Annotated in this window: 25 protein-coding genes and 1 riboswitch; of the genes, 14 read left to right on the top strand and 11 right to left on the bottom strand. The window is 70.5% G+C overall.

The window, feature by feature from the left end; translation table 11 throughout:
- Positions 1–224: 224 nt before the first annotated feature.
- From ACWJI7_RS11185 to ruvB, 7 genes are all read right to left on the bottom strand, one after another.
- Positions 225–1,196, bottom strand: a complete 972-nt coding sequence (locus tag ACWJI7_RS11185) for an integron integrase (protein ID WP_479937999.1) — start codon at positions 1,194–1,196, stop codon at positions 225–227.
- Between the two features lie 676 nt (positions 1,197–1,872).
- Complete coding sequence (thiC, locus tag ACWJI7_RS11180; protein ID WP_479938006.1) at positions 1,873–3,276, bottom strand: phosphomethylpyrimidine synthase ThiC; 1,404 nt, start codon at positions 3,274–3,276, stop codon at positions 1,873–1,875.
- Positions 3,277–3,370: 94 nt separating this feature from the next.
- Positions 3,371–3,473: riboswitch (TPP riboswitch) on the bottom strand.
- Between the two features lie 45 nt (positions 3,474–3,518).
- A complete protein-coding gene (locus ACWJI7_RS11175) occupies positions 3,519–4,148 on the bottom strand; it encodes a HEAT repeat domain-containing protein (RefSeq protein ID WP_479937997.1) in 630 nt (209 codons plus the stop codon).
- A gap of 42 nt (positions 4,149–4,190) precedes the next feature.
- The gene (locus ACWJI7_RS11170) at positions 4,191–4,433 is read right to left on the bottom strand and encodes a DUF3188 domain-containing protein (protein ID WP_479937995.1); all 243 of its coding nucleotides are present in this window, start codon (positions 4,431–4,433) and stop codon (positions 4,191–4,193) included.
- Positions 4,430–5,698 carry an amidohydrolase gene (locus ACWJI7_RS11165; protein WP_479937993.1) on the bottom strand — a complete coding sequence of 423 codons (1,269 nt, stop codon included), beginning with the start codon at positions 5,696–5,698 and terminating at the stop codon, positions 4,430–4,432. The genes ACWJI7_RS11170 and ACWJI7_RS11165 overlap by 4 nt, the downstream gene beginning before the upstream one ends.
- Positions 5,695–6,555 carry a tetratricopeptide repeat protein gene (locus ACWJI7_RS11160; protein ID WP_479937992.1) on the bottom strand — a complete coding sequence of 287 codons (861 nt, stop codon included), beginning with the start codon at positions 6,553–6,555 and terminating at the stop codon, positions 5,695–5,697. Before ACWJI7_RS11160 ends, ACWJI7_RS11165 begins: the two co-directional genes overlap by 4 nt.
- The gene (ruvB, locus tag ACWJI7_RS11155; RefSeq protein ID WP_479937990.1) at positions 6,555–7,616 is read right to left on the bottom strand and encodes a Holliday junction branch migration DNA helicase RuvB; all 1,062 of its coding nucleotides are present in this window, start codon (positions 7,614–7,616) and stop codon (positions 6,555–6,557) included. Before ruvB ends, ACWJI7_RS11160 begins: the two co-directional genes overlap by 1 nt.
- 67 nt (positions 7,617–7,683) lie before the next feature.
- Here ruvB and smpB point away from each other — a divergent pair, with 67 nt between their 5' ends.
- The 6 genes from smpB to ACWJI7_RS11125 all read left to right on the top strand — a co-directional run bounded on the left by smpB (position 7,684) and on the right by ACWJI7_RS11125 (position 13,036).
- On the top strand, positions 7,684–8,181 hold the full coding sequence (gene smpB, locus ACWJI7_RS11150; protein ID WP_479937988.1) for an SsrA-binding protein SmpB: 498 nt from the start codon (positions 7,684–7,686) through the stop codon (positions 8,179–8,181).
- Between the two features lie 58 nt (positions 8,182–8,239).
- The gene (locus ACWJI7_RS11145; RefSeq protein WP_479937986.1) at positions 8,240–9,235 is read left to right on the top strand and encodes a KpsF/GutQ family sugar-phosphate isomerase; all 996 of its coding nucleotides are present in this window, start codon (positions 8,240–8,242) and stop codon (positions 9,233–9,235) included.
- Positions 9,236–9,315: 80 nt separating this feature from the next.
- Entirely contained in the window at positions 9,316–10,338 is a 1,023-nt protein-coding gene (locus ACWJI7_RS11140) for an NAD-dependent epimerase/dehydratase family protein (RefSeq protein ID WP_479937984.1), read from the top strand.
- Between the two features lie 36 nt (positions 10,339–10,374).
- On the top strand, positions 10,375–11,562 hold the full coding sequence (locus ACWJI7_RS11135) for a DegT/DnrJ/EryC1/StrS family aminotransferase (protein ID WP_479937982.1): 1,188 nt from the start codon (positions 10,375–10,377) through the stop codon (positions 11,560–11,562).
- Positions 11,563–11,636: 74 nt separating this feature from the next.
- A complete protein-coding gene (locus ACWJI7_RS11130) occupies positions 11,637–12,635 on the top strand; it encodes a glycosyltransferase (protein WP_479937980.1) in 999 nt (332 codons plus the stop codon).
- Complete coding sequence (locus ACWJI7_RS11125; protein ID WP_479937978.1) at positions 12,632–13,036, top strand: GtrA family protein; 405 nt, start codon at positions 12,632–12,634, stop codon at positions 13,034–13,036. The genes ACWJI7_RS11130 and ACWJI7_RS11125 overlap by 4 nt, the downstream gene beginning before the upstream one ends.
- Here the strand turns inward: ACWJI7_RS11125 and kdsB are convergent.
- The 4 genes from kdsB to ACWJI7_RS11105 are packed head-to-tail and all read right to left on the bottom strand — an operon-like array spanning position 13,033 to position 16,409.
- Entirely contained in the window at positions 13,033–13,833 is an 801-nt protein-coding gene (gene kdsB, locus ACWJI7_RS11120) for a 3-deoxy-manno-octulosonate cytidylyltransferase (RefSeq protein WP_479937976.1), read from the bottom strand. The two genes, ACWJI7_RS11125 and kdsB, sit on opposite strands and share 4 nt — an antisense overlap.
- A gap of 47 nt (positions 13,834–13,880) precedes the next feature.
- Positions 13,881–15,215, bottom strand: a complete 1,335-nt coding sequence (locus ACWJI7_RS11115; protein WP_479937974.1) for a tRNA nucleotidyltransferase/poly(A) polymerase family protein — start codon at positions 15,213–15,215, stop codon at positions 13,881–13,883.
- A 25-nt stretch (positions 15,216–15,240) separates the two neighbouring features.
- On the bottom strand, positions 15,241–15,711 hold the full coding sequence (locus tag ACWJI7_RS11110; protein ID WP_479937972.1) for an HIT family protein: 471 nt from the start codon (positions 15,709–15,711) through the stop codon (positions 15,241–15,243).
- On the bottom strand, positions 15,702–16,409 hold the full coding sequence (locus tag ACWJI7_RS11105; RefSeq protein ID WP_479937970.1) for a glycosyltransferase: 708 nt from the start codon (positions 16,407–16,409) through the stop codon (positions 15,702–15,704). Before ACWJI7_RS11105 ends, ACWJI7_RS11110 begins: the two co-directional genes overlap by 10 nt.
- A gap of 21 nt (positions 16,410–16,430) precedes the next feature.
- Here ACWJI7_RS11105 and ACWJI7_RS11100 point away from each other — a divergent pair, with 21 nt between their 5' ends.
- The 8 genes from ACWJI7_RS11100 to ACWJI7_RS11065 all read left to right on the top strand — a co-directional run bounded on the left by ACWJI7_RS11100 (position 16,431) and on the right by ACWJI7_RS11065 (position 26,687).
- Positions 16,431–17,639: a glycosyltransferase gene (locus tag ACWJI7_RS11100; protein ID WP_479937968.1), complete on the top strand. Its 1,209-nt coding sequence runs from the start codon at positions 16,431–16,433 to the stop codon at positions 17,637–17,639.
- Positions 17,640–17,649: 10 nt separating this feature from the next.
- Entirely contained in the window at positions 17,650–18,639 is a 990-nt protein-coding gene (locus ACWJI7_RS11095) for a glycosyltransferase family 2 protein (protein WP_479937966.1), read from the top strand.
- Positions 18,632–19,579: a hypothetical protein gene (locus ACWJI7_RS11090; RefSeq protein ID WP_479937964.1), complete on the top strand. Its 948-nt coding sequence runs from the start codon at positions 18,632–18,634 to the stop codon at positions 19,577–19,579. The genes ACWJI7_RS11095 and ACWJI7_RS11090 overlap by 8 nt, the downstream gene beginning before the upstream one ends.
- Positions 19,579–20,730 (top strand): glycosyltransferase family 4 protein, encoded by a 1,152-nt coding sequence (locus ACWJI7_RS11085; protein WP_479937962.1) that lies wholly within the window; start codon positions 19,579–19,581, stop codon positions 20,728–20,730. Before ACWJI7_RS11090 ends, ACWJI7_RS11085 begins: the two co-directional genes overlap by 1 nt.
- The gene (locus tag ACWJI7_RS11080) at positions 20,727–21,914 is read left to right on the top strand and encodes a glycosyltransferase (RefSeq protein ID WP_479937960.1); all 1,188 of its coding nucleotides are present in this window, start codon (positions 20,727–20,729) and stop codon (positions 21,912–21,914) included. The genes ACWJI7_RS11085 and ACWJI7_RS11080 overlap by 4 nt, the downstream gene beginning before the upstream one ends.
- A 61-nt stretch (positions 21,915–21,975) precedes the next feature.
- Positions 21,976–22,830: a sulfotransferase gene (locus ACWJI7_RS11075; RefSeq protein WP_479937958.1), complete on the top strand. Its 855-nt coding sequence runs from the start codon at positions 21,976–21,978 to the stop codon at positions 22,828–22,830.
- 31 nt (positions 22,831–22,861) lie between these two features.
- Positions 22,862–25,294: a UvrD-helicase domain-containing protein gene (locus tag ACWJI7_RS11070; protein WP_479937957.1), complete on the top strand. Its 2,433-nt coding sequence runs from the start codon at positions 22,862–22,864 to the stop codon at positions 25,292–25,294.
- On the top strand, positions 25,287–26,687 hold the full coding sequence (locus ACWJI7_RS11065; RefSeq protein WP_479937955.1) for an O-antigen ligase family protein: 1,401 nt from the start codon (positions 25,287–25,289) through the stop codon (positions 26,685–26,687). Before ACWJI7_RS11070 ends, ACWJI7_RS11065 begins: the two co-directional genes overlap by 8 nt.
- Positions 26,688–26,731 lie beyond the last annotated feature (44 nt).

Genomic DNA, 26,731 nt, shown 5'->3' with positions numbered 1-26,731 from the left:
ACAAGAGTTGGCTATGATTATTCTTGGAACCTGCCGCGAAGCGGCTTAGTTCAACGCTGATTCTGCAGGTCCGTTAACCGGCTCACAGACACTGCACTCGCCAGGATAAGCAACCATGGCACAGCACTCATACAAGCGAGGACTCAGTGGCAGCAACCCATTTCGGTCTTGGGCCCCAAGTGGTCGGCAATTTATGCGGACCCGTTAACCATCTGTTCCTTTCGCTACAGAAGATCTGCGGGACTGCTCACCCCCAGCGGGCCACGGTTCAGCACATGGGTGTAGATCATGGTGGTTTTGACATCGCTGTGACCCAGAAGCTCCTGGATGGTGCGAATGTCCTGCCCGCCCTCAAGGAGATGGGTGGCGAACGAATGGCGGAGGGTGTGGCAAGTGGCTGGCTTGGTCAGGCCAGCCGCCAGTACGGCCCGACGCACCGCCTTCTGGATCAGGCTGGAGTCGAGATGGTGACGGCCCTGTTGGCCGGAGGAGGTGTCGCACCACCGCTGATGCTGGGGAAACACCCACTGCCAGCCCCACTCCACGCCGGCATTTGGATACTTACGGCCCAGGGCATGGGGCAGCATCACGCGTCCCCAGCCTTGCGCCAGATCCTGCCGATGGGTCTGCCTGACCGCCTCCAGGTGCCCTCGGAGCTGGCCTCCGATCCGGCTCGGCAGCAGGGTGCGGCGATCTTTGCCCCCTTTGCCATCACGCACCATGAGCTCGTGGCGGCTGAAGTCAAGATCGTGGACCCGCAGCCGCAGGGCTTCGATCAGCCGCAGCCCGCTGCCATAGAGCAGGCCCGCCACCAGCGCCTCCACCCCATCCAGTCGTTGGAGCACGGCTCGGACCTCCTCCGGCGTCAGCACCACCGGCAGCCGCGGGCGCTGACGCGCCCGAACCACCCCCTCCAGCGCCAAGTCCCGGTCCAGAAGCTCTCGGAAGAGAAACAGGAGCGCCGCCAGCGCCTGGTTCTGGGTGGAGGCGCTCACCTGCTGCTCGACGGCCAGGTGGCTGAGGAAGGCATTCACCTCGGCGCTACCCATCGTGCGCGGGTGACGCAGACGGTGAAAGCGCAGGAAGCGCCTCAGCCACTGCTCGTAGGTGTTCACGGTGCGGCGAGCGTAGTGCCGCACCTGTAGCTCCTCCCGGTAGCGCTGGATCAGTCCGACCTGGCGTGGGGTGTTCTCCATGACGGTTGGTGCTGCTTCAGCTAGAGCATTCCCCCAGAGGTCGTCCCCGCTGGTCTACTCTCCCCGTGGTTCTGGCCGGCTCCGTTGATCCCCTGGCTACCTGAGGGCCACCAAGCCCGGCCGGAGGTGGAGCCTGCAGGCCAGAAGCATTCCGCTAGAGAGCCACTGCGGCGTCTTGCGGCTGGGTTTCGACGAGAACAGCGTGGGCCCCAGCCCCCGCCGCGTTCATGGATGGTCAGCTGGAGGGATTGGATCTCCAAGCGATTCAGGCGGCGAACGCGGAGTGGTTGCAGGGGGACAACGGCATGCCCATTGGTTCAAGCCCACGGTCGATTGGGCACCATGGCTGGCTGAACGGCTGGACCCATGAGGCTAGGGAACGGTTGGAAGCCGCTGCTGTTGGTCGAGGAGAGCAGCCTGCATGAGGCCCAGAGGGTGCTGGGGGAGGTCGATACAGCACGCGCAGCGTTGCTCGACGTCCCAACGTGAAGCCTGCTCTGTCGCGACTGCAGTCCGAATCCAGGGTTGACGCCAGACATCCCCATCAAGCTGAATGGTCCCCCTAACCCTCGAGGCCGTTCATCCAGAGCAAGGGATGACACCTTGGCCCACAAGGAAACTCAGGTGAATGCTGCCGGATTCGGTGCAGCATGGGAGGGCCCCAGCGCCTCCTGTCTCAGACCCCCACAGGCTGGCCAGTGGATAAGGCCTCCTTTGCCTTCTCCTGCTCCGCGAGCACGTCGGCGAGGCCTTCGAGATCCTCATCGGTGATCTTGGTCTGCATCGGGCAGTGCTTGGGTCCGCACATCGAGCAGAACTCGGCCTGCTTGTAGATGTCAGCCGGCAGGGTTTCATCGTGATATTCCTTGGCCCGCTCCGGGTCCAGGCTGAGCTCGAACTGTCTGTTCCAGTCGAAGGCATAGCGGGCGCGGCTGAGTTCGTCGTCGCGATCGCGGGCTCCCGGGCGGTGGCGGGCGAGGTCGGCGGCGTGGGCGGCGATCTTGTAGGCGATCAGGCCCTCACGCACGTCTTCGGCGTTGGGCAGGCCGAGGTGCTCCTTGGGGGTCACGTAGCAGAGCATCGCCGTGCCGTGCCAGCCAGCCAGGGCGGCGCCGATGGCGCTGGTGATGTGGTCGTAGCCGGGGGCGATGTCCGTCACCAGCGGGCCGAGCACATAGAAGGGCGCCTCGCTGCACTCCTCCATCTGCTTCTTGACGTTGAACTCGATCTGGTCCATCGGCACATGGCCCGGACCCTCCACCATGACCTGGATGTCGTGCTCCCAGGCGCGGCGGGTGAGCTGACCCAGCGTCTTCAGTTCAGCCAGCTGGGCGGCATCGGAGGCGTCGTGCTGACAGCCGGGACGCAGCGAATCACCCAGCGAGAAGCTGCAGTCGTAGCGCTTGAAGATCTCGATGATGTCATCGAAGCGGGTGAACAGCGGGTTCTGCTTGTGGTGGTAGAGCATCCACTGGGCCAGGATGCCGCCGCCGCGGCTCACGATGCCGGTGAGGCGACCCTTCACCAGGGGCAGGTGCTCGATCAGCAGACCGGCATGGATGGTCTGGTAATCAACGCCCTGCTGGCAGTGCTTCTCGATGATGTGCAGGAAGTCGTCGGCATCGAGCTTCTCGATCGAGCCGTGCACACTCTCCAGCGCCTGATACACAGGCACGGTGCCGATCGGCACGGTGGAGGCGTTGATGATCGCCGTGCGCACCTCATCGAGGTTGACACCGCCGGTGGAGAGATCCATCACCGTGTCGGCGCCGTATTTCACGGCCAGGCGCAGCTTGGCCACCTCCTCATCGAGGTCGGAGGCGTTGGGGGAGGCGCCGATGTTGGCGTTCACCTTGCAGCGGCTGGCGATGCCGATCGCCATCGGCTCCAGGTTGGGGTGGTTGATGTTGGCGGGGATGATCAGGCGGCCCCGGGCCACCTCCTCCATCACCAGCGATGCGGGCAGGTTCTCCCGCTGCGCCACATAGGCCATCTCCTCGGTCACCACGCCCTGGCGGGCGTAGTGCATCTGCGACACGTTGGCGTCGCCACGACGCTTCTCAATCCAGGCGCTGCGCATGATCGGCTCGGGCAAGGGGCGTTCGGACCGGGGGCCGCTGGGAGGCGAGGGCACAACTCCGGATCCGGACGCCCCCGGGACCGAGCGGGCCGCGGTGGCATTCGGGACACTTCCCTGCGCCGGCATGACCCGGATCAGGTTCGGAGGGTGTGATCTCAGCCCCCGGCCTGTTCCGGTGGGCACCCCTAGTGACTTACGAAACCTAGCAAGGCTGAAAGGATCCAGGCGGCCCCCTGCGGCGATCAGGGCTGCAGGCCATCGAGAGCGGCGGCCACCACCCGGTGATCGGGATCCTGGCGCATCCCGGCGAGCCAGTCGCGGGCCGTGCGGCCCGGCTCGTCGCAGCCGGCTGCGGCGGCATCGCGCACCACCCGGCCCAGAATCTCGGCACCCCCCGCCCGCACCGTGCCATCGGCATCGGCGATCGCCATGCGGGCCAGCTCCAGCAGCACCTCAGGAGCGATCAGCGGCTGCTCAGCCAGGGCGGAGAGGATGCTGCAGCGCACCAGCCACTGGTCATCGCCCGCAAAGGACTCCCGCAGCAGCGGCCAGGCCCGCTCCACCCCATAGCTGGCCAGGGCGTTGGCCGCTTCAGCCCGCACATTGGCGTCCTGGTCCTCGACCAGGGCACGCACCAGGGCCTGCCAGCCCGCTTCGTTGCGTTTAATGCCCAGGCCGGCGCAGCTGATCGAGCGCACGATGAACGGGTTCTGCTCAAGACCCAGCAGCAGCAGCGGCACGGCCCGCTCCACCTCCAGCCGGCGCAGGCCCGCCAGGGCCGGCATGGCACGGGCCGGGTCCCCCGACACGATGGCCTCGCGCAGGGACTCGGAATTGGGATCCGGGGCGGAAGGGACTGGGGCGTCGCTCATCGGAGCAGAATCTCGGCCCCTCTCACCCTCCCATGGCCGGGCTCAACCGCCCTGGCCGAGGCCGGGGCCGGGCGGCTCGCCCCGCAGGGCCTCCAGCAGAACCCGCCGCCGCTGCGCCCGGCGCACCCCGCTGCTGACCAGCAGACCCGAGCCGATCAGCAGGGCCGGCACCGCCTGCAGCCGCTGATTCCCGTGGCGCGAGAACAGGCTGACCAGCGCCAGCAGGATCAGCAGGGGGGCGGAGAGCGCCACCAGCAGTCGCACGGCCGGAGGGGTGCGGCTCAAGGGCAACGCTCCATCCAGAGCAGCAGGCTCAGCGTCAGCACCTGCACCCCGACCGCAAGGGAGCGCTCATCGGGATTGAAGCCACCGTTGTGCAGGGGCGCGCAACCCTGGGCACCGGCCACCCCGAGGCGAAACATGGTGCCCGGGCTGGCGGAGAGCAGCTCGGCGAAATCCTCGGCGCCCAGGGAGGGATGCTCCAGCCGCTTCACCTGCCGCGGCCCCAGCAGCGCCTGGGCGGCCGCCTCCACCAGGGCGGTGAGCGCCTCATCGTTGTGCACCGGCGGCGAGATGCAGCGGTAGCGCACCCGGGCCTCGCCCCCATACCCCCGGCAGATGGCATGGACGGTCTCCTCGATCCAGCCCGGCAGCTGGGCATGCACGGCGGTGTCGAGGCAGCGGACGGTGCCGAGCAGCCGCACGTGGTCGGCGATCACGTTGAAGGCCTTGCCGCCCTCAATGCGGCCGAAGCTCACCACCACGGGGTGGAGGGCATCGAGCCGGCGGCTGATCGCCTCCTGCAGGCCGCTCACCACCCGCGCCGCGATCCAGATGGCATCGGTGGACTGGTGGGGCCTGGCCCCATGGCCACCTTCCCCCAGCACCTCCACCTCCAGCTCACCGGCCGCCGCGGTGAGGCTGCCGCTGCGGACGCCGATACTCCCCACCTCCAGGCTGGGGAAGACATGCAGACCGAACAGGGCCAGGACCCCCTGCATGGCGCCGTCGGCCAGCATCCAGGCGGCCCCTTCGGCCGTCTCCTCCGCCGGCTGGAACAGCAGCCGCACCCGGGCCGTGAGCTGGTCCGCCAGGGGGGCCAGCAACCGGGCGACCCCCAGGCCCACGGCGGTATGGACATCGTGACCGCAGGCATGCATCAGCCCCTGGTGGCAGGACGCGAACGGCAGACCGGTGCGCTCCTCCACCGGCAGAGCGTCCATATCCACCCGCAGGGCCACCAGCGGGGCCAGTTCGGGACCCAGCTCCGCCACCACTCCGGTACGCCCGACCCCCTCCCGCACCCGCCACCCCAGCAGACGCAGCTCACCGGCCACCAGGGCCGCCGTCTGGTGTTCGCCGCCGCTCAGCTCCGGGTGGGCATGGATGTGGCGGCGCAGGCCCACCAGCTCCGGCAATGCCTCCTCCAGGGCGCGGTCCAGGCCGTGCCGCCTCCAGAGCACCGCCGCTCCGCCGACCACGCTGTCCCCGGCGCCATCGGTGACGAGCGGGTGGGACCCCGGGGAGGGGGGAGCGGCAGCAGGACTCATCGACTGACCAGGTGGAGAAAATCCTCGAGAGCGTGGACCGGCCCGGGTGGCCAGCGCCGTATCTCCAGAAGCCATTCTGGCTGGCGGTAGCGGGCATCCAGTCCGGAGGCCGCCGCCCAGTTGCTCTCGGCCTCTCCGGCGGCGCCGCGACGCCAGAGCAGGGCGGTGAGAGCGGCCCGGGCGTCGGCGAACAGGGGATACCGGCGCACCAGATTGCGCAGGTCCCGTTCGGCCTGGGCCAGGTCACCCAGCTGGAAGGCCGCCAGGGCGGCGCTGGACCGGGCCATGGCGAAGCCGGGCCGGGCCGCCGCGGCCGCCTCGAAGCAGCGGCGGGCCTGGGGCCAGTGGCCGAGTGATCCCTCCACGTTGCCCAGGTTGTAGAGGGCCGACGCGTCCGCGGGGTCCCGCTCAAGGATCCAGCCGTAGTCGGCGGCGGCCTCCTCCCAGCGGCCCAGCGCCTCCTCGGCGGTGCCCCGGTTGAGGTGGGGATCCGCACTGGCCGGCTCGAGGGCCATGGCCCGGTCCTGATCGGCGATGGCGGCTTCGGGGCGACCCAGGGCCAGCTGGACGTTGCCCCGGTTGCTCCAGGCGGAAGCGTCCTCGGGAGAGCGCTCCAGCACCCGGTCCCAGAGGGGCAGAGCGTCCCCGAACCGCCCGTCGCGGCTGGCCTCGAGAGCCTGGCCGAACAACTCCGCCAGCGGTGCCTCCGGGCCGCTGCGCCCCGAGGCACCGGCCGAAGCGGCCCGCACGGCGCCCGGCGCCAGGAACAGCCAACTGGCCAGCAGCAGCACGGCGGCCAGCGGCCAGCCCGAACTCCGCCGGCACAGGCCAGCCCTGCCCGGGGGCCGGCGCCCCATCAGGCGGCCTCCGGCCAGCCCAGATGACGCCGGGCCGCCGCCGTGGCGACGCGACCGCGGGGGGTGCGCTGCAGAAAACCCAGCTGGAGCAGGTAGGGCTCCACCACGGTTTCGAGAGTGGTGGAATCTTCGCCGAGACCGGCGGCCAGGGTGTCGAGACCGACCGGCCCGCCGCCGTAGCCGTCCAGCAGCAGCTCCAGCAGGCGCCGATCGCTGGCATCTAGGCCCCGGTCGTCGACCCGGTGCAGGCTGAGCGCTTCGGCCACCAACGCAGGGGCGATGCGGCCCTGGCCCCGCACGCTGGCCACGTCCCGCACCCGCCGCAGAAGGCGGTTGGCGATGCGGGGGGTGCCGCGGCAGCGGCGGGCCACCTCCAGGGCCGCTTCCGGCTCCAGCTGCAGGGAGAGCAGGCCGGCGGCCCGCTCCACGATCGCCCGCAGATCCTCCAGTCCATAGAACTCGAGCCTCTGGATCAGCCCGAACCGATCCCGCAGCGGCGAACTGAGGGCCCCGGCCCGGGTGGTGGCCCCCACCAGGGTGAAGGGAGCGAGCGGCACGGCCCGGGTGCGGGCAGTGGTGCCCTTCCCCACGGTGAGATCAAGGCGGAAATCCTCCATGGCGGGATAGAGCAGCTCCTCGGCCACCCGATTGAGCCGGTGGATCTCGTCGATGAACAGCAGATCGTGGGGCTGGAGATTCACCAGCAGGCCCACGATGTCGCGGGGGCGCTCCAGGGCGGGGGCGCTGGTGATGCGGCAGCGCACCCCGAGCTCCTGGGCCAGCACCAGGGCCATGGTGGTCTTGCCCAGGCCGGGGGGGCCGTAGAGCAGCACGTGATCGAGCGCCTCGCCACGGGCCAGGGTGGCCTCCACGGCGATCCCGAGCACCTGCTTGAGCTCCCGCTGGCCGATGTAGTCGCTCAGGTGCCGCGGACGCAGGCCATCCTCCCGGCCGACGACACCTGCTTCGGGGGGTAGAGCCGGCTCCGGCTGCGTGCGGGGATCGACCAGGCGGGGCGACCGCCTGGCCCCGGATCCGTCGGCGGAGGAGACGATCGCCATGGCCCTGAGCGTAGGCAGACCGGGGCCTCGATAGGGTCGAAGGGAAGGAACCGGCAAGGGCACAGCGATGGCGAAAGCCGCCGGCAAGAAAGCGGCCCGGGCGGCGCGGGATGCCGCCAACCGGCTGCTGGCTGACAACCGCTTCGCCCGCCATCAGTACGAGATTCTCGAGACCCTCGAGACCGGCATTGAACTGGTGGGCACCGAAGTGAAGTCCATCCGCGTCGGCAAAGCCAACCTGCGCGACGGCTTCTGCCTGATCCGCAGCGGGGAGCTGCAGCTCCACAACGTGCACATCTCCCCCCACAGCACTGCCGGCGCCTACTTCAACCACGAACCGCTGCGGGTGCGCAAGCTGCTGGCCCATCGCCGCGAGATCGATCGCCTGCGGGTGGCGCTCGATCAGAAAGGTCTGACCCTGATCCCCCTCAACCTGCACCTGAAGGGCTCCTGGATCAAGCTCAGCCTGGGGCTGGCCAAGGGCCGCAAACTGCATGACAAACGTCAGGAGGAGAAACGCAAGCAGGACGCCCGCGAGGTGCGCACGGCCCTGGCCCGCCTCTGAGGGCACCCTGGGCCACCACCCGCCAGCCATACAGTCCGCCCAGATCAGGGACCCGGGGATGTCGGCACTGACGCGTTGTCTGCAGGAGGAGGCCGCGGCGATCGCGGCCGCGGCCGAGCGGCTCGACGGCCCCCAGGTGGATGCCGCCCTGGACCTGCTCAATCGCTGCGCCGATCAGCGCGCCAAGCTGGTGATCACGGGCGTGGGCAAGAGCGGGATCGTGGCGCGCAAGATCGCCGCCACCTTCTCCTCGATCGGCCTGATGGCCCTGTACCTCAATCCCCTCGACGCCCTGCACGGGGATCTGGGGGTGGTGGCCCCCGAGGACGTGGCCCTGCTGCTCTCCAACAGCGGGGAAACCCAGGAGCTCGTCGAGATCCTCCCCCACCTGCGCCGGCGGGGCACCGCCCGGATCGCCCTGGTGGGCCGGGTGGCCTCCAGCCTGGCCCGGGGCTGCGATGTGGTGCTCGACGGGTCCGTGGACCGCGAGGTCTGCCCGCTCAACCTGGCCCCCACGGCGAGCACGGCGGTGGCGATGGCGATCGGGGATGCCCTGGCGGCCGTCTGGATGGAGCGGCGGGGCATCTCACCGGCGGACTTCGCCCTCAATCACCCGGCCGGCGCGCTCGGCAAGCAGCTCACCCTCACCGTGGCCGACCTGATGGTGCCCGCCGAGCGGCTCCATCCCCTGGAGGAGACCGCCCCATTGAGCGAGGTGATCGCCCTGCTCACCCGCGACGGCGTCGGAGCCTGCTGGGTGCGGCGGGCCGGGGCGGTGGGGGGGCTGGCCGGGCTGATCACCGATGGGGACCTGCGTCGCGCCCTGGAGCAGCATGCCCCCGCCCACTGGGCCCGCCTCCGCGCCGGCGAGCTGATGACCGCCGATCCGATCACGGTGGGGCCCGAGCTGCTGGCCGTGGCGGCGCTCGAGCGCATGGAACGGAACCGGCGCAAGCCGATCGGGGTGCTGCCAGTGCTGGCGGCGGAGGGACCGATGCTGGGCCTGCTGCGGCTGCACGATCTGGTGCAGGCGGGCCTTACCACGGCAAGCTGAGCGGGACCCCTCCCTTCCAGTCCATCCCGGGGGGGCGACGGCACCGGTCCTAGTTTCAGGACTGACCTCCGGGGACCGGTTTGCACCCCCACAATCAGTCCTTTCCTGCAGCGGATCCGGCAGCCGAGCCCTGGCGCGGCCGGCGCGTTCTGATCACCGGGGGCGCCGGCTTCATCGGCTCCACCCTGGCCATCCGCCTCAGCACCCTGGGAGCGGCGGTCACGGTGGTGGACAGCCTGATCCCGCAATACGGCGGCAATCTGTTCAACCTGCGGGGCCATGAGCACACGATCCGGGTGAATCTCTCGGACATCCGCGACCGCTATTCCCTCGAGGTGCTCCTGCAGGAAAAGGAGGTGATCTTCAATCTGGCCGGGCAGACGAGTCATCTCGATTCGATGCACGACCCACAGACCGATCTGGCCATCAACGGCATCGCCCAGCTCAGCCTGCTGGAGCTCTGCCGCCGGTTGAATCCTGAGGCCCGGATCGTGTTCGCCAGCACACGGCAACTCTACGGGCGACCCCGTTATCTGCCGGTGGACGAATCCCACCCGATCGAGCCGGTCGACATCAATGGCATCAACAAACATTCCGCCGAGCTTTACCATCGCCTCTACAAGGATGTGTATGGCCTGAGCAGTTGCGTGCTGAGGCTCACCAACACGATCGGCCCCCGGATGCGGATCCGTGATGCCCGCCAGACCTTCGTGGGGATCTGGATCCGGCAGCTGCTGGAGAGTCAGCCGATTCAGGTCTGGGGTGGCGATCAGATCCGCGATTTCAATGATGTGGAAGATGTGGTCGACGCCCTGCTGCTGGCGGCCCTGCGCACGGATCTGGAAACAGTTCCATACAATCTGGGCTCCAGCGAGCGGATCACCTTGCGGGCCCTGGCCGAGCTGATGATCCAGCTGCATGGATCCGGGGATCTGGTCGTGGTTCCGTATCCAGCCGAGCGCAAGAAGATCGACATCGGCGATTACTACTCCAGCCACGAGCGCTTCACAGCCGCCAGTGGCTGGAAGCCGCTCCAGCCCCTGGCGGCCACGCTCGAGCGCACCCTGGCCTACTACCGCGAACACAGCGCGCACTACCTCTGAAACCTCCCGCCCCCAGGTCCGATCGAGCTGATCCCGATGCCCCAGGCCCCCAGCCCCGACCCCTTCAACTTCCCCCAGCGGGACTGCCGGCGCTACGGCCATCTGCTGATCGAGGGCCTCGAGCGGATCCAGGCCTCCGGCCAGTTGATCCTGGGCGAAGGGGTGCGGCGCTTCGAGGCCGCCTTCGCCGGCTGGCTCTCCCCCGACCTCGATCCCGACCAGGTGATCGGCGTGGCCAGCGGAACCGACGCGCTCGAACTGGCGCTGAGGGCCTGCGGGGTGAAGGCCCGGGAGCGGGTGCTGCTGCCCTCCCACACGGCCTACGCCACCCTGGCCGCGGTGCTGCGCCTGGAGGCGGTGCCCATGTTCGTGGATCTGGAGCCGGGCCGGGCGGTGCTCTCGCTGGAGCATCTCCGCCGGATCCTGGAGGGCGAGGCCGGCCCGGGGCCGGCGGCAGCGGATGGGGCCGGGCCGATCCGGGCCGTGATCGCCGTGCATCTCTATGGCGAAGCCTGTGATCTGGCCGCCCTCAGCCGGCTCTGCCACTCCCAAGAGGTGGCCCTGGTGGAGGACTGCGCCCAGGCCTGCGGCACCACCGTCAACGGTCGGCCGGTGGGCAGCTGGGGCGACGCCGCCGCCTTCAGCTTCTATCCCACCAAGAATCTGGCCGCCTTCGGCGACGGCGGTGCCCTGGTGATCCGCCGGCCGGAAGGGGTGGAGAGGGCGCGCCGCAGCCGCTTCTACGGCTGGGACGGGCAACGCCGGGCCGTGCAGTTCGGCGTGAACAGCCGCCTCGATGAACTGCAGGCCTGGGTGCTGCTGGGGAAACTGACCGAGCTGGAGCAGCGGATCCAGGATCGGCGGCAGGTGGCCGGTTGGTATGCCGAACGGCTGGCCCCGCTGGGGGAGGCGGCCCTGCTCCCCGGCGACGGCGCTGACTGGCGCCACGGCTATCACCTGTATGTGATCCAGCTGCCCGGGGTGGATCGCGACCGGCTGCTGCGCCGGGGGGCGGAGCTGGGACTGCCGCTGGGGGTGCACTATCCGCTCGCCTGCCACCAGCATCCCTACGTGATCGAGCGGTTCGGAGCGACCGGCGGCCTGGAGGAAACCGAGCGCAGGGTGGAGCACATCCTCACCCTCCCCCTCCATCCCTACCTGGAAGAGGAGCGGGTGGAGCACGTCTGCCGCGGGCTCATGGCTCTGCTGCGGGAGGAGACCTGAGCACGGCCGGCCATGGTTGAATCAGCACCCGAAGCGGGGCTTCGAATCCCAGATCAGACGGGAGGACCTTGATGATGACGGTGGCATCGGAGAGTCCCCTCCCGCCCGCGGTGCTGGACCCTGGCTCCACGCCGGAACTGAGCCTGGTCATCCCCCTGTATCGCAGCAGCGGCTCGATCGATGCCCTGATCGATCGTCTGGAAGGCCTGGCGCTTCCCTGCCTGTGGGAAGTGGTGTTCGTCGACGACGGCAGCCCCGACGACACCGCCGCCCGGCTGCGGCGGCGACTGAAGGGAACGCGTCTGCAGGGTCTGCTGATCTGCCACGGCCGGAACTTCGGCGAACACCAGGCGGTGCTCACCGGCTACCGCCATGCCAGCGGTCGGTACGTGCTCAATCTCGATGACGACCTGCAGAATCCCCCCGAGGAAGGCCTGCGGCTCTGGCGCAAGGCCGTGACCGACGGCCTTGACGTGGTGTACGGCGATTACCGCCAGAAGCGGCACGCCGGCTGGCGCAACCTGGGCAGCCGCTTCGCCAACCACACGGCCTACTGGCTGCTGGATCTTCCCGAGCGCTTCTATCTCTCCAGTTTCCGCTGCGTGGCCGGGGTGATCGCCCATCACGCCGCCCACTATCAGGGCCCCTATCCCTATATCGACGGCCTGCTCTCCCAGTACACCCGCTCGATCGGCAGCCTGGAGGTGCAGCACGATGCCCGCAGCGTGGGGGAGAGCGGCTACAGCCTGCGGCGCCTGATCCGCCTCTGGCTGAACATCTTCACCAGTTTCTCGATCATGCCCCTGCGGCTGGCCTCGTTGCTCGGGGTGGGCATGGCCCTGGCGGGACTGTTCACCATCGTCACCCTCCTGCTGCAGAGCCTGATCAACGGGGTCCAGGTGCAGGGCTGGCTCTCGATCGTCTCGGCGATCCTGCTGTTCGGAGGCATTCAGTGCCTGCTGATCGGCCTGCTGGGGGAGTACCTGGGCCGGATTTTTCTCACCGTGAGCGGAAAACCCCAGTCCTTCGTCCGCAGCCTGGACACGATCGGACCTGGTGCGCCTCCCCGATGAACAACGGAGCCTGGCGAACGCTGCGGCGTCCGCTCGATCGCAGCGCGGTGCGCTTCCTGCTGGTGGGTGGCTGCGGGGAACTGCTCTATCTGCTGGTGTTCTGGGCCATGACCCGGACCGGCGCCACGGCCGTTCAGTCGATCGCCGTGGCGGGGGGGCTCTGTCTGGTGGTGAACGCGGTGCTCCACGCCCGGATCAGCTTCCGGGTCCGGTTTCGCTGGCCGTTGCTGGTGGCCTACCTGGGGGTGCAGCTGATCGGTCTGCCGCTGGGGCTGCTGGTGGGCTGGGGACTGGAACGGCTGGCCGTCCCGCCCCTGTGGATCGCCCTGGTGAGCATGGCCGTCTGGTCGGTGACCTCGTTCCTGCTGACACGGCGCACCTATCGGAGGGCCGGGCCCTAGGCCTGTTGCACCAAGGATCGGGCCTGCTCCAGCTGATCGGCCGTATCCACCGAGAGGAAATCTCCCTCCACCTGGAACGTGCCGAAGCGCACCCCCGCCTCGATGAGCCGCAGCTGCTCGAGCCTCTCGGTCTGCTCCAGGGCGGAGTGCGGCAGGGCGGCCCAGCGGGAGAGCAGCTCGGCCCGGTAGCCGTAGATCCCCACGTGGCCCCAGTAGGGGGAGTGGCGGTGCCACTGGGCGGGGTCTACACCCCGCACATGGGGGATCGCCGAGCGGGAGAAGTAGAGCGCCCGGCCATCGCCGGCCAGCAGGGTCTTCACCACGTTGGGGTCGTGCACCTTCTCGGGCCCGAGCCGGTAGACTGGGGTGAGCACCTCCGGGGCTGGCTGGCGGCGCTCGAACTCCGCTGCCATCGCGTCGATCACGGCGGGATCGATGAAGGGCTGATCCCCCTGGACATTGAGAATGACCGTGCGGGCAGCCGCATCGCCGCCGATGGTGACGAGGTCGTTCACCACCGAGGCCAGCCGGTCGCTGCCCGAGCTGCAGGCCGCGCTGGTCATCAGCGCCGGGAAACCCCAGCCGACGGCAGCCTGGTGCAGCGCCTCGCTGTCGGTGCAGAGCACCACCGCGACGGGACGGGAGGCGGAGCGGCAACGCTCCAGCACCCGCCGCAGCATCGGTGTGCCGCCGATGTCGGCGATCACCTTGTCGGGAAGCCGCGAGGACTCGAGCCGGGCCGGCACGGCCACCACACAACGCCAGCTGGGCGCCCCGCCTGATCCCGTCTGGCTCACCCGCATGCCGTCCGCTGCCGCGGAGCCTATAGCCGCCACCCTGGCCCCTAGAGCCGTTCCCGATCGAGCCGGGTTGCCCTGGAGCGGCGCAGCCGCTCCCCCAGGGCCGGGCCGGGGGCGACCCCTTCGGCACGCAGATCAGCCACCGTCAGGGGCCCCCGCAGATGGCGCCAGCGCAGCCACCAGCGCAGCAGGGGTCGCCGCGGCCCGGTGCCGGCGGCCAGGGCCAGGGCCACCGCCGCCGGGCTGAGTCCCTGGCCCTCCAGCAGCGACGACCAGCGCGAGGGAGTCCAGTCCTCCCCGGAACCCGGCCAGCCCGCCCGCTCCAGCCGCTCCCCCAGCAGCAGCCACTGGGCCAGCAGCTGATGCTGGCGGTGGGGCACCTGCAGCCGTTCAGCCACCGCCAGCGGATCGCTGGCACCGGCCAGCAGGGCCACCAACGGAGGAAGATCGAAGCGGTTCGCCCGGCGCAGGCGCCGCGGCCAGTGCCGGTCGGCCTGAAGCCCGTCATCCAGCAGCGCCAGGGCTCCCCAGCCCTGCAGGGCCGCCAGGGCTTCCCGCCAGGGCTCCCGCTGCAGCAGCAGCTCCAGTTCCCGCCGCAGGCGGGTGCCCAACGCCGCCGGCGCCAGGGCGGGATCCTGACCCTGCCGCCAGGCCCAGGGCCAGGCGGCCAGGGTGGCCGCCGCCTGCTCCCGGCCCTCCGGCGCCAGCCGGAAGCCGAGCCGGGCGGCATAGCGGGCGGCCCGAATCAGGCGGGTCGGATCGTCCCGAACGCTGTCGGCGTGCAGAAAGCGGAGCTCCCGGCGGAGCAGGTCCGCCTGGCCCCCATGGGGATCGAGCAAGTCCAGGGGCAGGCCGTCCCGAGCGGACGCCTCGGGGTCGTGCGACAGCACCAGGGCCATGGCGTTGATGCTGAAATCGCGGCGGGCCAGGTCGTCCTCGAGCCGGCCCGCCCGGACCACCGGGTTCTCCCCCGCCACCGGATAGCTCTCCAGACGGGCAGTGGCCAGATCGAGCAGCAGGGGGCCTTCCGGCAGCAGCAGCTCCAGTTCCACCGTGCCGTAGGCCCCATGTTCCTGAAAACCGAGCAGCCGCCCGGGGGGCAGCTGCTGGCCCAGCGCCCGCCCCAGCCGGGGAGCGGCCAGCGAATCCGGCCGGACCGGCCCCCCGGGCCCCGCCTCGCCGCCATCCACCACCAGGTCCAGATCGGTGATGCCGCGCCAGGGATCCCGGTGCACGGTGTGCAGCAGGAGATCCCGCACCGCACCTCCCACCAGCGCCAGCCGATCACCGCCGGCCGCCCGCTGCAGCAGCGGCCAGAGGGAGAGGGGGATGCCGGGGATCTCCACGGCGCGGAACGGACCGGTGGGCGGTGGCTGCATCATCCCCGAGCACACTGCGCCGCCCTCACCAGGAGGCGCAACGGGCCCGGGCCCGGCGCAGAAACGACGCCACGGCAGCGGGATCGGCCGGCGGCTGCCGGCCGGAGGCCACGGCCCGGTAGAGATCCGCGACCCGCCAGCTCTCGGTGTCGGCGTCGGCACCATGGCGCGGGATCAGATGCAGATGGAAGTGGCGGGCCCCCTCCCCGAAGGCGATGGCATAGACCCGATCACAGCCGACCAGCTCCTTCACCAGCGCGCAGCTGCGCCGCAGCACCGGCCCCAGACTGGCAGCTTCCGCAGCATCGAAGCGGTCCGGGCCCGGCACGTGCCGGCGCGCATCGAGCAGAATCCAGCCCACCAGAGGACTGGGGTGGGGATGGTGCCGCAGCAGCCAGGGGCCCTCGTGGTGCAGCAGCGGGTCGTCACCGGGTTCAAGCGTCGCCTGGATCGCGCAGACCCCGCAGCCGAGGTCGGCCGCTCCGCTCAGTCCCACAGGGCCATGGCGTCGTCGCGGGCGCCGAACCACTCGGCCGCCAGCGGACCGCCCGTGGCGCGCTGCTGGCGGAACCAGGGACCGCCCAGGGTCCAGTGCAACAGGGTCGGCCCCGCGTCGGCGCCGGAGCCGGGCTCCGGTGGGGCCAGCACATCGACCAGATGGTTCCAGCCGACGGGAAGCGCACCAATCTCATGGTCGCCGGCCAGCCAGTGGAACCGATGCAGGTCCAACCCGCTGGCGGTCTCGACGTACGCAGGCGTGAGGGCGGAGCAGCGGCCGCAGTTGAGCAGCATCAGCGAGCTCCAGTTCTTCTTCGGATAGGCGCTCTGCACCTCCCCGAGAAACTTCGCCGCCTCGGTGGGCGCATGCTCATGCTGCACGCACATCACGGCGTAGCGGTCGTCGCGCAGCGCCCAGAGATCGGCGATGTCCCCCCGGCAGAGCATGTCGCAGTCCATGAAGAGGGCCCAGCCCTGGTAGTCCATCAGGGAGGGCACCAGAAAGCGGGTGAAGGAGAAGGCCGTGCTCTGCTTCGGATCGCGGGGGCGGTTGTGCAGAGCACTCAGTTGCTCCGCCACGATCGGGGTGATCGCCAGGGGCAGGCTGCTGTGCTGGTACAGGCTGTCAATCAGCACGTTGGTGGCGGCCCGCTCCCGCGGGTCGTAACCGATGAAGATGGGGACCGGTCGGTTCATGGACAGAGGGTAGGGGTCGAGATGGTGACGACCAGGATCGCGCCGGAGCAGGGGGGACAGGCCAGGCCGGCCGACATCACGCTCCTGGCCACGGCCGACTGGGACCATCCGCTCTGGACCAACAAGCAGCATGTGGCCTGCACCCTCGCCGAGCTGGGTCACCGCGTGCTCTACGTGGAGTCGCTGGGTCTGCGCCCGCTGCGCGCGGGCGGCTCCGACTGGAAGCGTGTGCTGCAGCGGCTCCGCCACGGCCTGCGGCCGCCGCGGCCGGTGCGGGAGCGGCTCTGGGTCTGGTCTCCGCTGGTGCTGCCGGGGGCCCGCGGCGGCCTGGCCGCCTGGCTGAATCGCCAGGTGCTCCGGCTGGGGCTGGCCCGCTGCCGCCGCCGGCTGGGCCTGCGCCGTGACTGGCTGTGGACCTACAACCCCCGCACCCTCGAGGTGCTCGATGCCCGGGCCTACGACCGGCTGATCTATCACTGCGTGGACGCCATCCAGGCACAACCGGACATGCCGGCCGCCGCCATCGATCACGGCGAAGCCCGCCTCTGCGCCGAGGCTGATGCGGTGTTCGTCACCTCCCCCCAGCTGCTGAGCGATCTGCGGCCGCTGAATCCGGCCACCCTCTACTACCCGAACGTGGCCGATGGCGCCCACTTCGCCCAGGCCCGGGATCCGGCCTTGGCCATCCCCGCCGAGCTGGTCGCCCTGCCGCCCCCCCGGATCGGTTTCGTCGGCGCGATCAGCGCCTACAAGCTGGATCTCTCGCTGCTGGAGACCCTGGCGCGGCGCCATCCCCACTGGTCCTTCGTGCTGATCGGTCCGGTGGGCGAAGGGGATCCCTCCACCAACGTGGCGGCCCTGGCGGCCCTCGAGAACGTGCACCTGCTGGGCACCCGGCCCTACGACGCCCTGCCCTCCTGGCTGAAGGGCCTCGATCTGGGGCTGCTGCCCCTTCGCCAGACCCCCTACACCCGGGCGATGTTCCCGATGAAGTTCTTCGAATACCTGGCGGCGGGCCTGCCCGTGGTGGCCACGGCCATCGACGCCCTTCAGCCGTTCGGCGATCTGGCCCTGCTCTGCCCGCCCACTCCGGAGGCCTTCGCCACCGCCATCGCCGCGGCCCTGCGGGGGGACGGGCCGGGCCGGCCGGAGCGGCTGGCGGGGGCCGCGGCCCACACCTACCGGGGCCGAACCGAAGCGATGCTGCAGGATCTGAGCCGACTGGAGTGAAACCGATCCCATGCCCCGATCAACCAGCATCGTGACGGCCTGCATGAACCGCCAGGCCCACCTGCTGGAATCGGCCAGGCGGGTGGCGGCCTGGACCCACCACGAGGAACATCTGATCGTCGACTGGAGCAGTGAGATCCCCCTGCGGCGCGGCGATCTTCCGGCCGATCCGCGCATCCGGATCCTGCGGGTGAGCGGAGAAGACCGCTGGAATCTCTGCCGGGCCTACAACTTCGCCCTGGCGCGCGCCCGCGGCTCCTGCCTGTTCAAGCTCGACGCCGACTGCTGGCCGGAAGCTCTCGCCCACCCCGACGCGCTGGCCGGCACGGCGCCGCTCTGCCGCTTCGGCAGCGGGCCCGACGGCCGACTCGGGCAGTGGATCATGGACCGGGCCCTGATCGAGCGCGTGGGCGGCTTCAACGAACTTCTCTGGGGCTACGGCTTCGACGACAAGGATCTGAAGGCGCGGCTGGGCTGCCTGCTGCCCCTCCCCCTCGAGACCCTGCCGGATCAGGCGATCGGGGTGATCCCGCATTCGATCCACTACCGGGCCGCCCGCCGGGACGGCAGGGAGACGGAGAGCCCCGGCCTCGACCTGCGCCGCAGTCAGGCCCTGAAGTCGGCCACTTCACTGGCCAACCGGGTGGTGGCGGCCCACTGCCCCTGGCATGCCGGTGCCGCCCCCAGCCGCTACCGCCGGACCGACGCCGGCGACTGGGTGGCCGAGGCCGGCACCCCGCCACGCCCACCGGCACCGGTGGCCAGGGAGGTGAACCGCCTGCGGCGGGTGGTGTTCTGGAGCCGGTTCCTGGCCATCCCCGAGATCTGCGTGGAGCGGCTGCCGGAGAAGCTGCTGCCGGCCGGGACGCTGGGAGACATGCCGATCGCCTGGTGGCATCGGGGCTACTGGCACACAATCCGGCGGCTCATCGAGCTGCCGGTGAACGTCCTGGCCAGCCTGCGCGGCAGCCTGCGGGCGACCCGGGGGATCCGTGGGTAGGCGGGCGGCCCTGCGGCTGATGCTGGAGCGCCGCAGTGGAGCCCCGGCCACCTGGCTGCTGAGCCGCCCGATCGGGGCGGTCCTGCCCGCTTCCCTGCGCAGCGTTCTGCTGGGCGCCCGGGTGCACCGGGCCGTCGCCGGCAACGACGACGCCACGGCCCTCGCCGACCTCCACACCCTGGCCGAACGGCACGGCCGGCACGAACTGGTGCATCGGCTGCTGTTCCGCCGCGGCTTCCGGCCCAAGGACCCCGCCAGCCAGCGCCGGCTGCTCTGGGGTGTGGCCGACGACCCGGTGTTCCAGCCGTCGCACCGCTCCTATGCCCTGATCAGCCTCTCCTACCGAAGCCTCAAGGATGGGGATCGCCCCCAGGCGGCGGTGCTCATCCCCCCGATCGAGGCGATGGCCGCAGGGCTGGAGAACGATCCCGCCACCCTCTCCTGCCCCCAGGGCAACCGCCGCAACCGGGCCAAGCTGCTGATCTCCTCCTATGCCACGCTGATCCATCTCCATCTGCTGGTGGGCGACGGGGACGCGGTGGCACGCATCGGCGCGAGGGCGCTCGCCCTGGCCGAGCGGATCGACTACGGCCAACTGCCCGCCGACGTGGCCTACCGGCTCACCACCAACTTCGCCCGCAGCCTGGGCATCGGCCTGCTCGATGCCTGGCGCCGCCAGGACGACGGGGGGCAGCGGCGGGCGCTCGCCGCCCTCGAGACCCTCCGCCTCGAGACCCTGAATCCCCGGCACGGCGGCAGCGGCGCCCAGGAGAACCACCGGCGGTTCGTGGCCGGCCTGCTGGAGTCGTACGCCACAAGCGTCGGGGAGCCGGCCGGCTCCGGACTCCTCCCCCGTCCGGAGCCGATCGAACCGGGGCGGATCCTCAATGTGGCCACCGCGGAGCTGAACGAGCGGCTGGCGGAGTTCCTGACCCCCTGATGCGGATCCTCCTCTACATCGATTCGCTCAAGGCCGGCGGCGCCGAACGGGTCACGCTCCAGTTCGCCGCCTGGCTCAGGCAGGCGGGCCATGCGGTGACCGTGCTCACCCGTCATGGGCCGTCCTGGGACTTCTATCCGATCGGCGCTGATGTCCGGCGCGTCGTGGAAGTCGACGCCGCCCGCGCCCTCGGTCCGCTCGGCTTTCCCTGGCGCCTGCTGGCCCTGCGGTGCCAGCTTCGGCGGCTGAGGATCGAACTGGCCATCGGCATGACCACCCTGCCGGCGATCAAGCTGCTACTGGCCAGCCGCGGCCTGGGTGTGCCCGTGGTGGTGTCGGAGCGGAACTACCCACCCGCCAAGCCCCCCTCGGCGCCCTGGCGGTTGCTGCGGCGGCTCGTCTACCCCTGGGCGGCCCTCCATCTGGTTCAGACCGAAGCGATCGCCGCCTGGCTGCGGCGGCAGGGCCTGGCCCGGCGGACCGCCTGCCTCCCCAACGCGGTGGCCTGGCCGCTGGCGAGCTTCGAGCCCCGCCTCGATCCCGCCGACTGGCTCCAGCCGGCCTGGCCGGTGATCCTGGCGGTGGGAACCAAATCCCACCAGAAGGGGTTCGATCGGCTGGTGGGCGCCTTCGCGCGGATCGCCGCCGACCATCCGGACTGGCGGCTGGTGATTCTGGGGCTTGAGGCCCGCCCGTATCACGGTGCCGATCAGGTGGCCGCCCTGCGGGCACGGCTCCCGGACGACGACTCCCTGCAGCACCGCCTGGTGCTCCCCGGCAGGGCCGGCAACGTGGCCGACTGGTACGGCCGGGCCGACCTGTTCGTGCTGAGCTCCCGCTACGAAGGCTTCCCGAACGTGCTGCTGGAAGCTATGGCCTGCGGTTGCCCCTGCCTGGCGCTCGATTGCCCCACCGGTCCGGCCGAGATCCTCGAGCCGGGACACAACGGCTGGCTGCTGCCCGCCGCCGCGGACGAGGCGGAGCTCGCGGGCGCCCTCACCCGGCTGATGGCCGATCCGATGCTCCGCCAGGGGCTGGGCGACGAGGGCCGAAGGGTGCGGGAACGCTTCGCACCCGAGCGGATCAGGGGCCACTTCCTGGAGCTGCTCGAGCCCCTGCTCGGCCGCGACCGCGATGGTGGAGGCGGATGACCGTCCCATCCGTCGGCGAGCGGCCGGCCCCACTCAGGCTGCTGGTGTTCGCCCCGAGCCGCCGCACCCCGTCGGAGACCTTCATCCGGGCGAACCTGCGCGCCCTGCCGTGCACCACCACCGTCTACTGCGGCGACGAGCGGCCCTGGGGTGGCCCGCCGCTGCGGTTGGCCTTCGGCCTGGCGATCCTGGCCAGCAAGGTGCTGGACCGGCTGGGCTGGCAGCGGGCCGCCAGCTGGATGCCCTCCCGGCTGGCGATCACGATCTGTCGGCGGGAGCGGCCCGATGTGGTCCTGGCGGAATTCGGGTTCCACGCCGTGCGGATCATGGAGCTCGTGCCCGCCACCGGACTGCCACTGATCGTTCACTTCCGCGGGGCCGACGCCTCCTCCCGCCGCTATCTGGAGCGGCTGCGGCCGCGCTACCGGCGTCTGCTGCGGCTGTGCAGCGCCGTGGTCGTCAAATCGCGGCCGATGGCGAACACCCTGCGGGCCCTGGCGCCGGAACGGACCACGCCGCTTCCCCTCCTGATCAGTCCATCGGGCGCCGATCCCGATCGCTTCGGCGGGGCCGATCCGGCCGCGGCGCCGCCCCTGTTCCTGGCGGTGGGACGGTTCGTGGCCAAAAAGGGTCCGCTGATCACCCTGGAGGCGTTCGCCCGGGCCGCCAGGGGTCGTCCCGCCGCGCTGCAGCTGGTGATGGTGGGAGCCGGCCCGCTGCTGGCGGAGGCCCGGCGGCAGGCGGTGGCGCTGGGGGTGGAGGAGCAGGTGCAGTTCCCCGGCCTGCAGACTCCGGAGCAGGTTGCCGGCTGGATGCGGCGCAGCCGGGGCTTCCTGCAGCATTCCCTGACCGGACCCGATGGCGACCAGGAAGGCTCCCCGGTGGCGGTGATGGAAGCCCAGCTCAGTGGTCTGCCGGTGGTGGCCACGCGCCATGCGGGCATTCCGGAGGTGGTGCTGGAGGGGGAGACGGGTCTGCTGGTGGAGGAAGGGGATCTGGAGGGCATGGCCACCGCGATCGCCCGCCTGGCCGACGATCCGCCGCTGGCGGCGCAGCTGGGGAACGCCGGGCGGGACCGCTGCGCGGCCCGCTTCACGGTGGCCCATCACATTGAGCAGCTCATGGCCCTGATCGAGCGGGTCCGCTCCGAGGGTCCGCCCCCCAACTCCCGGCCAGGGCCGTAGGGTCGCCCCCGATCCGGGGTCAGGGCTCCGGATCGCGCCCCTGTCGTGCCGCCCCCCCGCCATGGCCGACCCGAACCTTCTGCTGATCCGGGGCCTCGGCCACAGCGGCACCACCGTGCTCGATCTCCTGCTCGGCAGCCACTCCCGCATGGTCGGGCTGGGGGAGGCGGTGCGGATCCTGGAGCCGATCGGCCCCGGCGAGGAACAACGGGGACCGGCCCAGCTGCGCCAGGAGCTCCGGCACACCCGCCGCTGCACCTGCGGGGAAACGGCGGCCCGCTGTCCGATCTGGGGGCCGCTGCTGGAGTGGCTGCCGGCCCATGACGGGGCCTCGATCCGCGCCAAGCTCCAGCGGCTCCTGGGCCAGGTGGGCGCCCAGAACCGCGGCGATCAGCCGATCGCCTGGGCCGTCGACTCCTATCAATCCGATCTGGAGGTCCCCCTGCTGCCGTTTCCGGGGGTGGAGGTGCGGTTGATCCACCTGGTGCGTGACGTGCGCTCCTGGGTCCACTCCCGCTCCGCCGGCTCCCGCTCCGCCCCCGGAGCCGCCTGGCGATCGATGGCCCGCTGGGCCCGCACCAACGGGCAGGTGGCGGAGGTGCTCCGCCGCTCCGGGCGGCCGGTGTTCCAGCTCGGCTACGAGGAGCTGGCCCTGGCTCCGGAGGCGGCGCTGAACAAGCTCTGCACCTGGCTCGACCTCGACTACGAACCGACGATGCTCAGGCCGGCCCAGGACGCCCAGGGCAGCCACATCCTCTCGGGCAACCGGATGCGGTTCGATCCCTCCCGATCCGCCGCCGTCCGCTATGACGGCGGCTGGCTCAGCGGCAGTCATCCCTGGATCGGGCTCGCCGCCCAGCTCCCACCGCTGCAGGCCATGAACCGCCGCCTCGTCTACTCCAACCAGCTGCTCTGAGCCAGCCGCGCCAGGGCCGTAGGCTGGTCGGATGGTCGGTCCCAGCCACGCTCCCTCTGACTCGGGCGGCTTCCTGGGTGGACTCAACGAGGCCCAGCGCCGCGCCGTGGACCACCACACCGGCCCCCTGCTGGTGGTGGCCGGCGCCGGCAGCGGCAAGACCCGGGCCCTCACCCACCGCATCGCCCACCTGATCGGACACCACGGGGTCGATCCCCATCAGGTGCTGGCGGTGACCTTCACCAACAAGGCCGCCCGGGAGATGAAGGAGCGGCTGGAGCTGCTGCTGGTCCAGCGGCTGGCCACCAGCCGTTTCGGCCAGCCGCTGAGCACCCTGCCGCCGCAGGAGCAGCGGCAACTGCGCAACCGCATCTACCGCGAGGTCACCAAGGATCTCTGGATCGGCACCTTCCATGCCCTGTTCGCCCGGCTGCTGCGCTTCGACATCGACAAGTACAAGGACCCGGAAGGGCTCCGCTGGACCCGCCAGTTCTCGATCTACGACGAGGCCGATGCCCAGAGCCTGGTCAAGGAGATCGTGACCCAGGAACTGGGCCTCGACCCCAAGCGCTTCGAGCCCAAGAAGGTGCGCTGGGCGATCAGCAACGCCAAGAACCAGGGCTGGCTGCCGGATGGAATGGAGGCGAAGGCCGAGGGCCTGCGGGGCCGCAAGGAGGCCGAGGCCTACCGGCTCTACCGGCGTGCCCTGGCGGCCAACAACGCCCTCGACTTCGACGACCTGCTGCTGCTCCCGGTGCAGCTGCTGCAGGGCAACGAGCAGGTGCGCCACTACTGGCACGGCCGCTTCCGCCATGTGCTGGTGGATGAATACCAGGACACCAACCGCACCCAGTACGACCTGATCAAGCTGCTGGTGACCAATGGCCGCGAGCCCGAGCACTTCGACGATTGGGGCAGCCGCTCGGTCTTCGTGGTCGGCGACGCCGACCAGAGCATCTACAGCTTCCGCGCCGCTGATTTCACCATCCTGATGGGCTTCCAGGAGGACTTTGGCGACAAGGCCAGCGATGAGGCCACCCGCACGATGGTGAAGCTGGAGGAGAACTACCGCTCCACCGCCACGATCCTGGAGGCGGCCAACGCCCTGATCGCCCACAACAGCGAACGGATCGACAAGGTGCTGCGCCCCACCCGCGGCGAGGGGGAGCCGATCCTCGTGACCCGCTGCGACGACGAGATCGCCGAGGCCGAAGCGGTGGTGCATCGGCTGCGGATGCTGGAGGCGGCCCACCCGGAGCTGCGCTGGGGCGACATGGCCGTGCTCTATCGCACCAACGCCCAGAGCCGGGCGATGGAGGAATCCCTGGTGCGCTGGGGCATCCCCTACATCGTGGTGGGGGGCCTGCGCTTCTACGACCGGCGCGAGATCAAGGATGTGCTCGCCTACCTGCGGCTGCTGGTGAACCCGGCCGACAGTGTCAGCCTGCTGCGGGTGCTCAATGTGCCCCGACGGGGGATCGGCAAGACCACCGTGCAGCGGCTCAGCGATGCCGCCGCCCAGCTGGGCCTGCCCCTGTGGGAGGTGGTGAGCGATCCGGAGGCGGTGCGCTCCCTGGCGGGCCGCTCGGCCCGGGGCCTGCTGCAGTTCAGCGAGCTGATCCGCGATCTGGCGGAGCGGGTGCAGGAGGCGCCGCCGGCGGAGCTGGTGCAGCGCGTGATGGAGCAGAGCGGCTACCTGGCAGAACTGATCAGCGACGGCACCGATGAGGCGGAGGAACGGCGCCGCAACCTGCAGGAGCTGGTGAATGCCGCCCTGCAGTACCAGGAGGAGAACGAGGAGGGATCGCTGGAGGGCTTCCTGGCCTCCGCCGCCCTGGCCAGCGATGCCGACAGCAAGGACACGGCCGCCGACCGGGTCACCCTGATGACCCTCCACGCCAGCAAGGGGCTGGAGTTTCCGGTGGTGTGCCTGGTGGGGCTGGAGCAGGGGCTATTCCCCAGCTACCGCTCCCTGGAGGATCCCTCCGCCCTCGAGGAGGAGCGGCGCCTCTGCTATGTGGGCCTCACCCGCGCCAAGGAACGGCTGTTCCTCTCCCATGCCAGCGAGCGGCGGCTCTGGGGCGGCATGCGGGAGCCGGCGGTGCCGTCGGTGTTCCTCTCGGAGCTGCCCGAAGAGCTGCTGGATGGGGACACCCCCCGCAGCGGTGGCGCGGCCCTGCGACGGGAGCAGCGCCTGGATCGCCTCACCCGGGTGGACCGCCCGGAGAGCCGGCGGGTGGAGTCGGGGGGCGTCGCGGGCGGGGCGACGAACGCGGTGCGCCGGCGCGCCCCCTCCCGCCCCTGGGCGGTGGGCGAGCGGTTGCGCCACGCCAGCTTCGGGGTCGGCACCATCACCCACCTGTTCGGTTCCGGTGAGAAGGTGTCGATCGCCGTGAAGTTCGAGGGGATGGGGCCGAAGATCCTCGACCCCCGCCTGGCCCCGATCGAAACTCTCGATGCCTGAGGCCGGCCCCCTCTGCCGATCGGAGCGGGAGACGCCCCGCTGGTGGATCGAGCCCATGCTGGAACGGTCCAGGGCCTGGATCGAACGGCGGCGCGAGCCCCTGGAGCGCGGCAGCGACCTGCTCCTGGGCCTGGGGGTGTTGATGGCCTGGACCCAGAACGACACGACCAGTGCCCTGGTGGCCCTGCTCTGGCTGGTGCTGCGGCTGGCGATCAGTCCGGGAAGCGGAAACTTCAACTGGGTGCTGATCCTGATCCTGCTGCTGAATCTGCGGGGCGTGGTGCTGCACGAGGGCCCCAAACCCTTTTCCCACATCGAATACATCGTGCTGATCGCGGCCTTCGTGGCCGGCGTGGGACGGCCCCTGCGGCACTGGCAGGCCTCCCTGGTCGCGATCGCGGCGGCGGGTGTGGTCGGCTTCGTCTTCAACCTCACCCCCTTGAGCGCCTCCCTGCAGGCCATCTGGGTCGGCCAGGCCGATCTGTCCGGCTACCTCGGCCAGACCTGGGGGGGGCAGTATTTCCGGGTCGGCGCTCTGAGCGTCAACCAGACGGCCTTTCTCTGCGGCCTGACCCTGTGTCAGAGCGCTGCTGTCGCGATCCGCAGCCGGGGTCGCCTGCGGATGCTGATGACCCTGGCGGCCCTGACCAGCGCCCTCGCGGCCTTCGCCACCGGCTCCCGCCTGGCCGTGCTGCTGCCCCCGCTGCTGGTGGGGACCGGACTGGCCCTGACCGGCCGGCCCTCCGCCTGGCGCCCGCGGCGGATCGCCCTGGTGTTCGGAGCCGGGGTCCTGGCCCTGGTCCTGCTCCACCAGAGCGGGCTCGACACCCGGCTGCTGCAGATGTTCAGCGAGCGGAAAACCACTGGGGATGACGGCCGCCTGGCGGTGCTGGGCTGTTACCTCGGCCTGCCGTTCCTGGAGCCGGGCTTCTGGTTTTTCGGGGCGGGGTACGGGGCGGCCAGGATCCGGTTCTGCGATGAGGACGTGGGAATCTCCGTGAGCCACGCCCACAACTTCATCGTTCAGATCATCGCGGACTCCGGACTGATCAGTGCCGCCGCCGTGACCCTGGTCGCCATCCTTGTCTTCGGCCGTCTGAACCGGCTGCTGCCGGCCAGCACCGACACGGGCGAAGATGGCCGGAGGGCCCGGGTGATCGCACCGGCGCTGCTGGCCAGCTGCCTGTTTCTGTTGATCTTCAACATCTTCGAACTGACGATGCTGAAGGTGACGATGCTCATCGTGCTGTTCGGCTTTCTACCGGCCTGCAGCTTCTGGGTCCGCTCCCCCTCCGATGCCCCAGCGGGGCGAGGGCAGACCAACGGCCCCGGCCCCGGCCGCCCGGAGGCAGAGCCTCTGGGCACCCCTCCACGGCCCGCACCGGACCCCTGACCCCCTTCGCCAGCCCCCCCCCTTGAAACCAACGGATCCGTCGA

It is taken from the genome of Cryptocyanus atlanticus LEGE 06306 (assembly GCF_056633155.1).
Note: the sequence above shows the minus strand (reverse complement) of the source record. Positions and strands in the feature narration are given on the sequence as shown.

Coding starts and splice junctions, on each gene's coding strand:
- ACWJI7_RS11185 (WP_479937999.1), bottom strand. CDS start 1,196: ATGGAGAACACCCCACGCCAGGTCGGACTGATCCAGCGCTACCGGGAG.
- thiC (WP_479938006.1), bottom strand. CDS start 3,276: ATGCGCAGCGCCTGGATTGAGAAGCGTCGTGGCGACGCCAACGTGTCG.
- ACWJI7_RS11175 (WP_479937997.1), bottom strand. CDS start 4,148: ATGAGCGACGCCCCAGTCCCTTCCGCCCCGGATCCCAATTCCGAGTCC.
- ACWJI7_RS11165 (WP_479937993.1), bottom strand. CDS start 5,698: ATGAGTCCTGCTGCCGCTCCCCCCTCCCCGGGGTCCCACCCGCTCGTC.
- ACWJI7_RS11160 (WP_479937992.1), bottom strand. CDS start 6,555: ATGGGGCGCCGGCCCCCGGGCAGGGCTGGCCTGTGCCGGCGGAGTTCG.
- ruvB (WP_479937990.1), bottom strand. CDS start 7,616: ATGGCGATCGTCTCCTCCGCCGACGGATCCGGGGCCAGGCGGTCGCCC.
- smpB (WP_479937988.1), top strand. CDS start 7,684: ATGGCGAAAGCCGCCGGCAAGAAAGCGGCCCGGGCGGCGCGGGATGCC.
- ACWJI7_RS11145 (WP_479937986.1), top strand. CDS start 8,240: ATGTCGGCACTGACGCGTTGTCTGCAGGAGGAGGCCGCGGCGATCGCG.
- ACWJI7_RS11135 (WP_479937982.1), top strand. CDS start 10,375: ATGCCCCAGGCCCCCAGCCCCGACCCCTTCAACTTCCCCCAGCGGGAC.
- ACWJI7_RS11130 (WP_479937980.1), top strand. CDS start 11,637: ATGACGGTGGCATCGGAGAGTCCCCTCCCGCCCGCGGTGCTGGACCCT.
- ACWJI7_RS11125 (WP_479937978.1), top strand. CDS start 12,632: ATGAACAACGGAGCCTGGCGAACGCTGCGGCGTCCGCTCGATCGCAGC.
- ACWJI7_RS11115 (WP_479937974.1), bottom strand. CDS start 15,215: ATGCAGCCACCGCCCACCGGTCCGTTCCGCGCCGTGGAGATCCCCGGC.
- ACWJI7_RS11105 (WP_479937970.1), bottom strand. CDS start 16,409: ATGAACCGACCGGTCCCCATCTTCATCGGTTACGACCCGCGGGAGCGG.
- ACWJI7_RS11100 (WP_479937968.1), top strand. CDS start 16,431: ATGGTGACGACCAGGATCGCGCCGGAGCAGGGGGGACAGGCCAGGCCG.
- ACWJI7_RS11095 (WP_479937966.1), top strand. CDS start 17,650: ATGCCCCGATCAACCAGCATCGTGACGGCCTGCATGAACCGCCAGGCC.
- ACWJI7_RS11085 (WP_479937962.1), top strand. CDS start 19,579: ATGCGGATCCTCCTCTACATCGATTCGCTCAAGGCCGGCGGCGCCGAA.
- ACWJI7_RS11080 (WP_479937960.1), top strand. CDS start 20,727: ATGACCGTCCCATCCGTCGGCGAGCGGCCGGCCCCACTCAGGCTGCTG.
- ACWJI7_RS11075 (WP_479937958.1), top strand. CDS start 21,976: ATGGCCGACCCGAACCTTCTGCTGATCCGGGGCCTCGGCCACAGCGGC.
- ACWJI7_RS11070 (WP_479937957.1), top strand. CDS start 22,862: ATGGTCGGTCCCAGCCACGCTCCCTCTGACTCGGGCGGCTTCCTGGGT.
- ACWJI7_RS11065 (WP_479937955.1), top strand. CDS start 25,287: ATGCCTGAGGCCGGCCCCCTCTGCCGATCGGAGCGGGAGACGCCCCGC.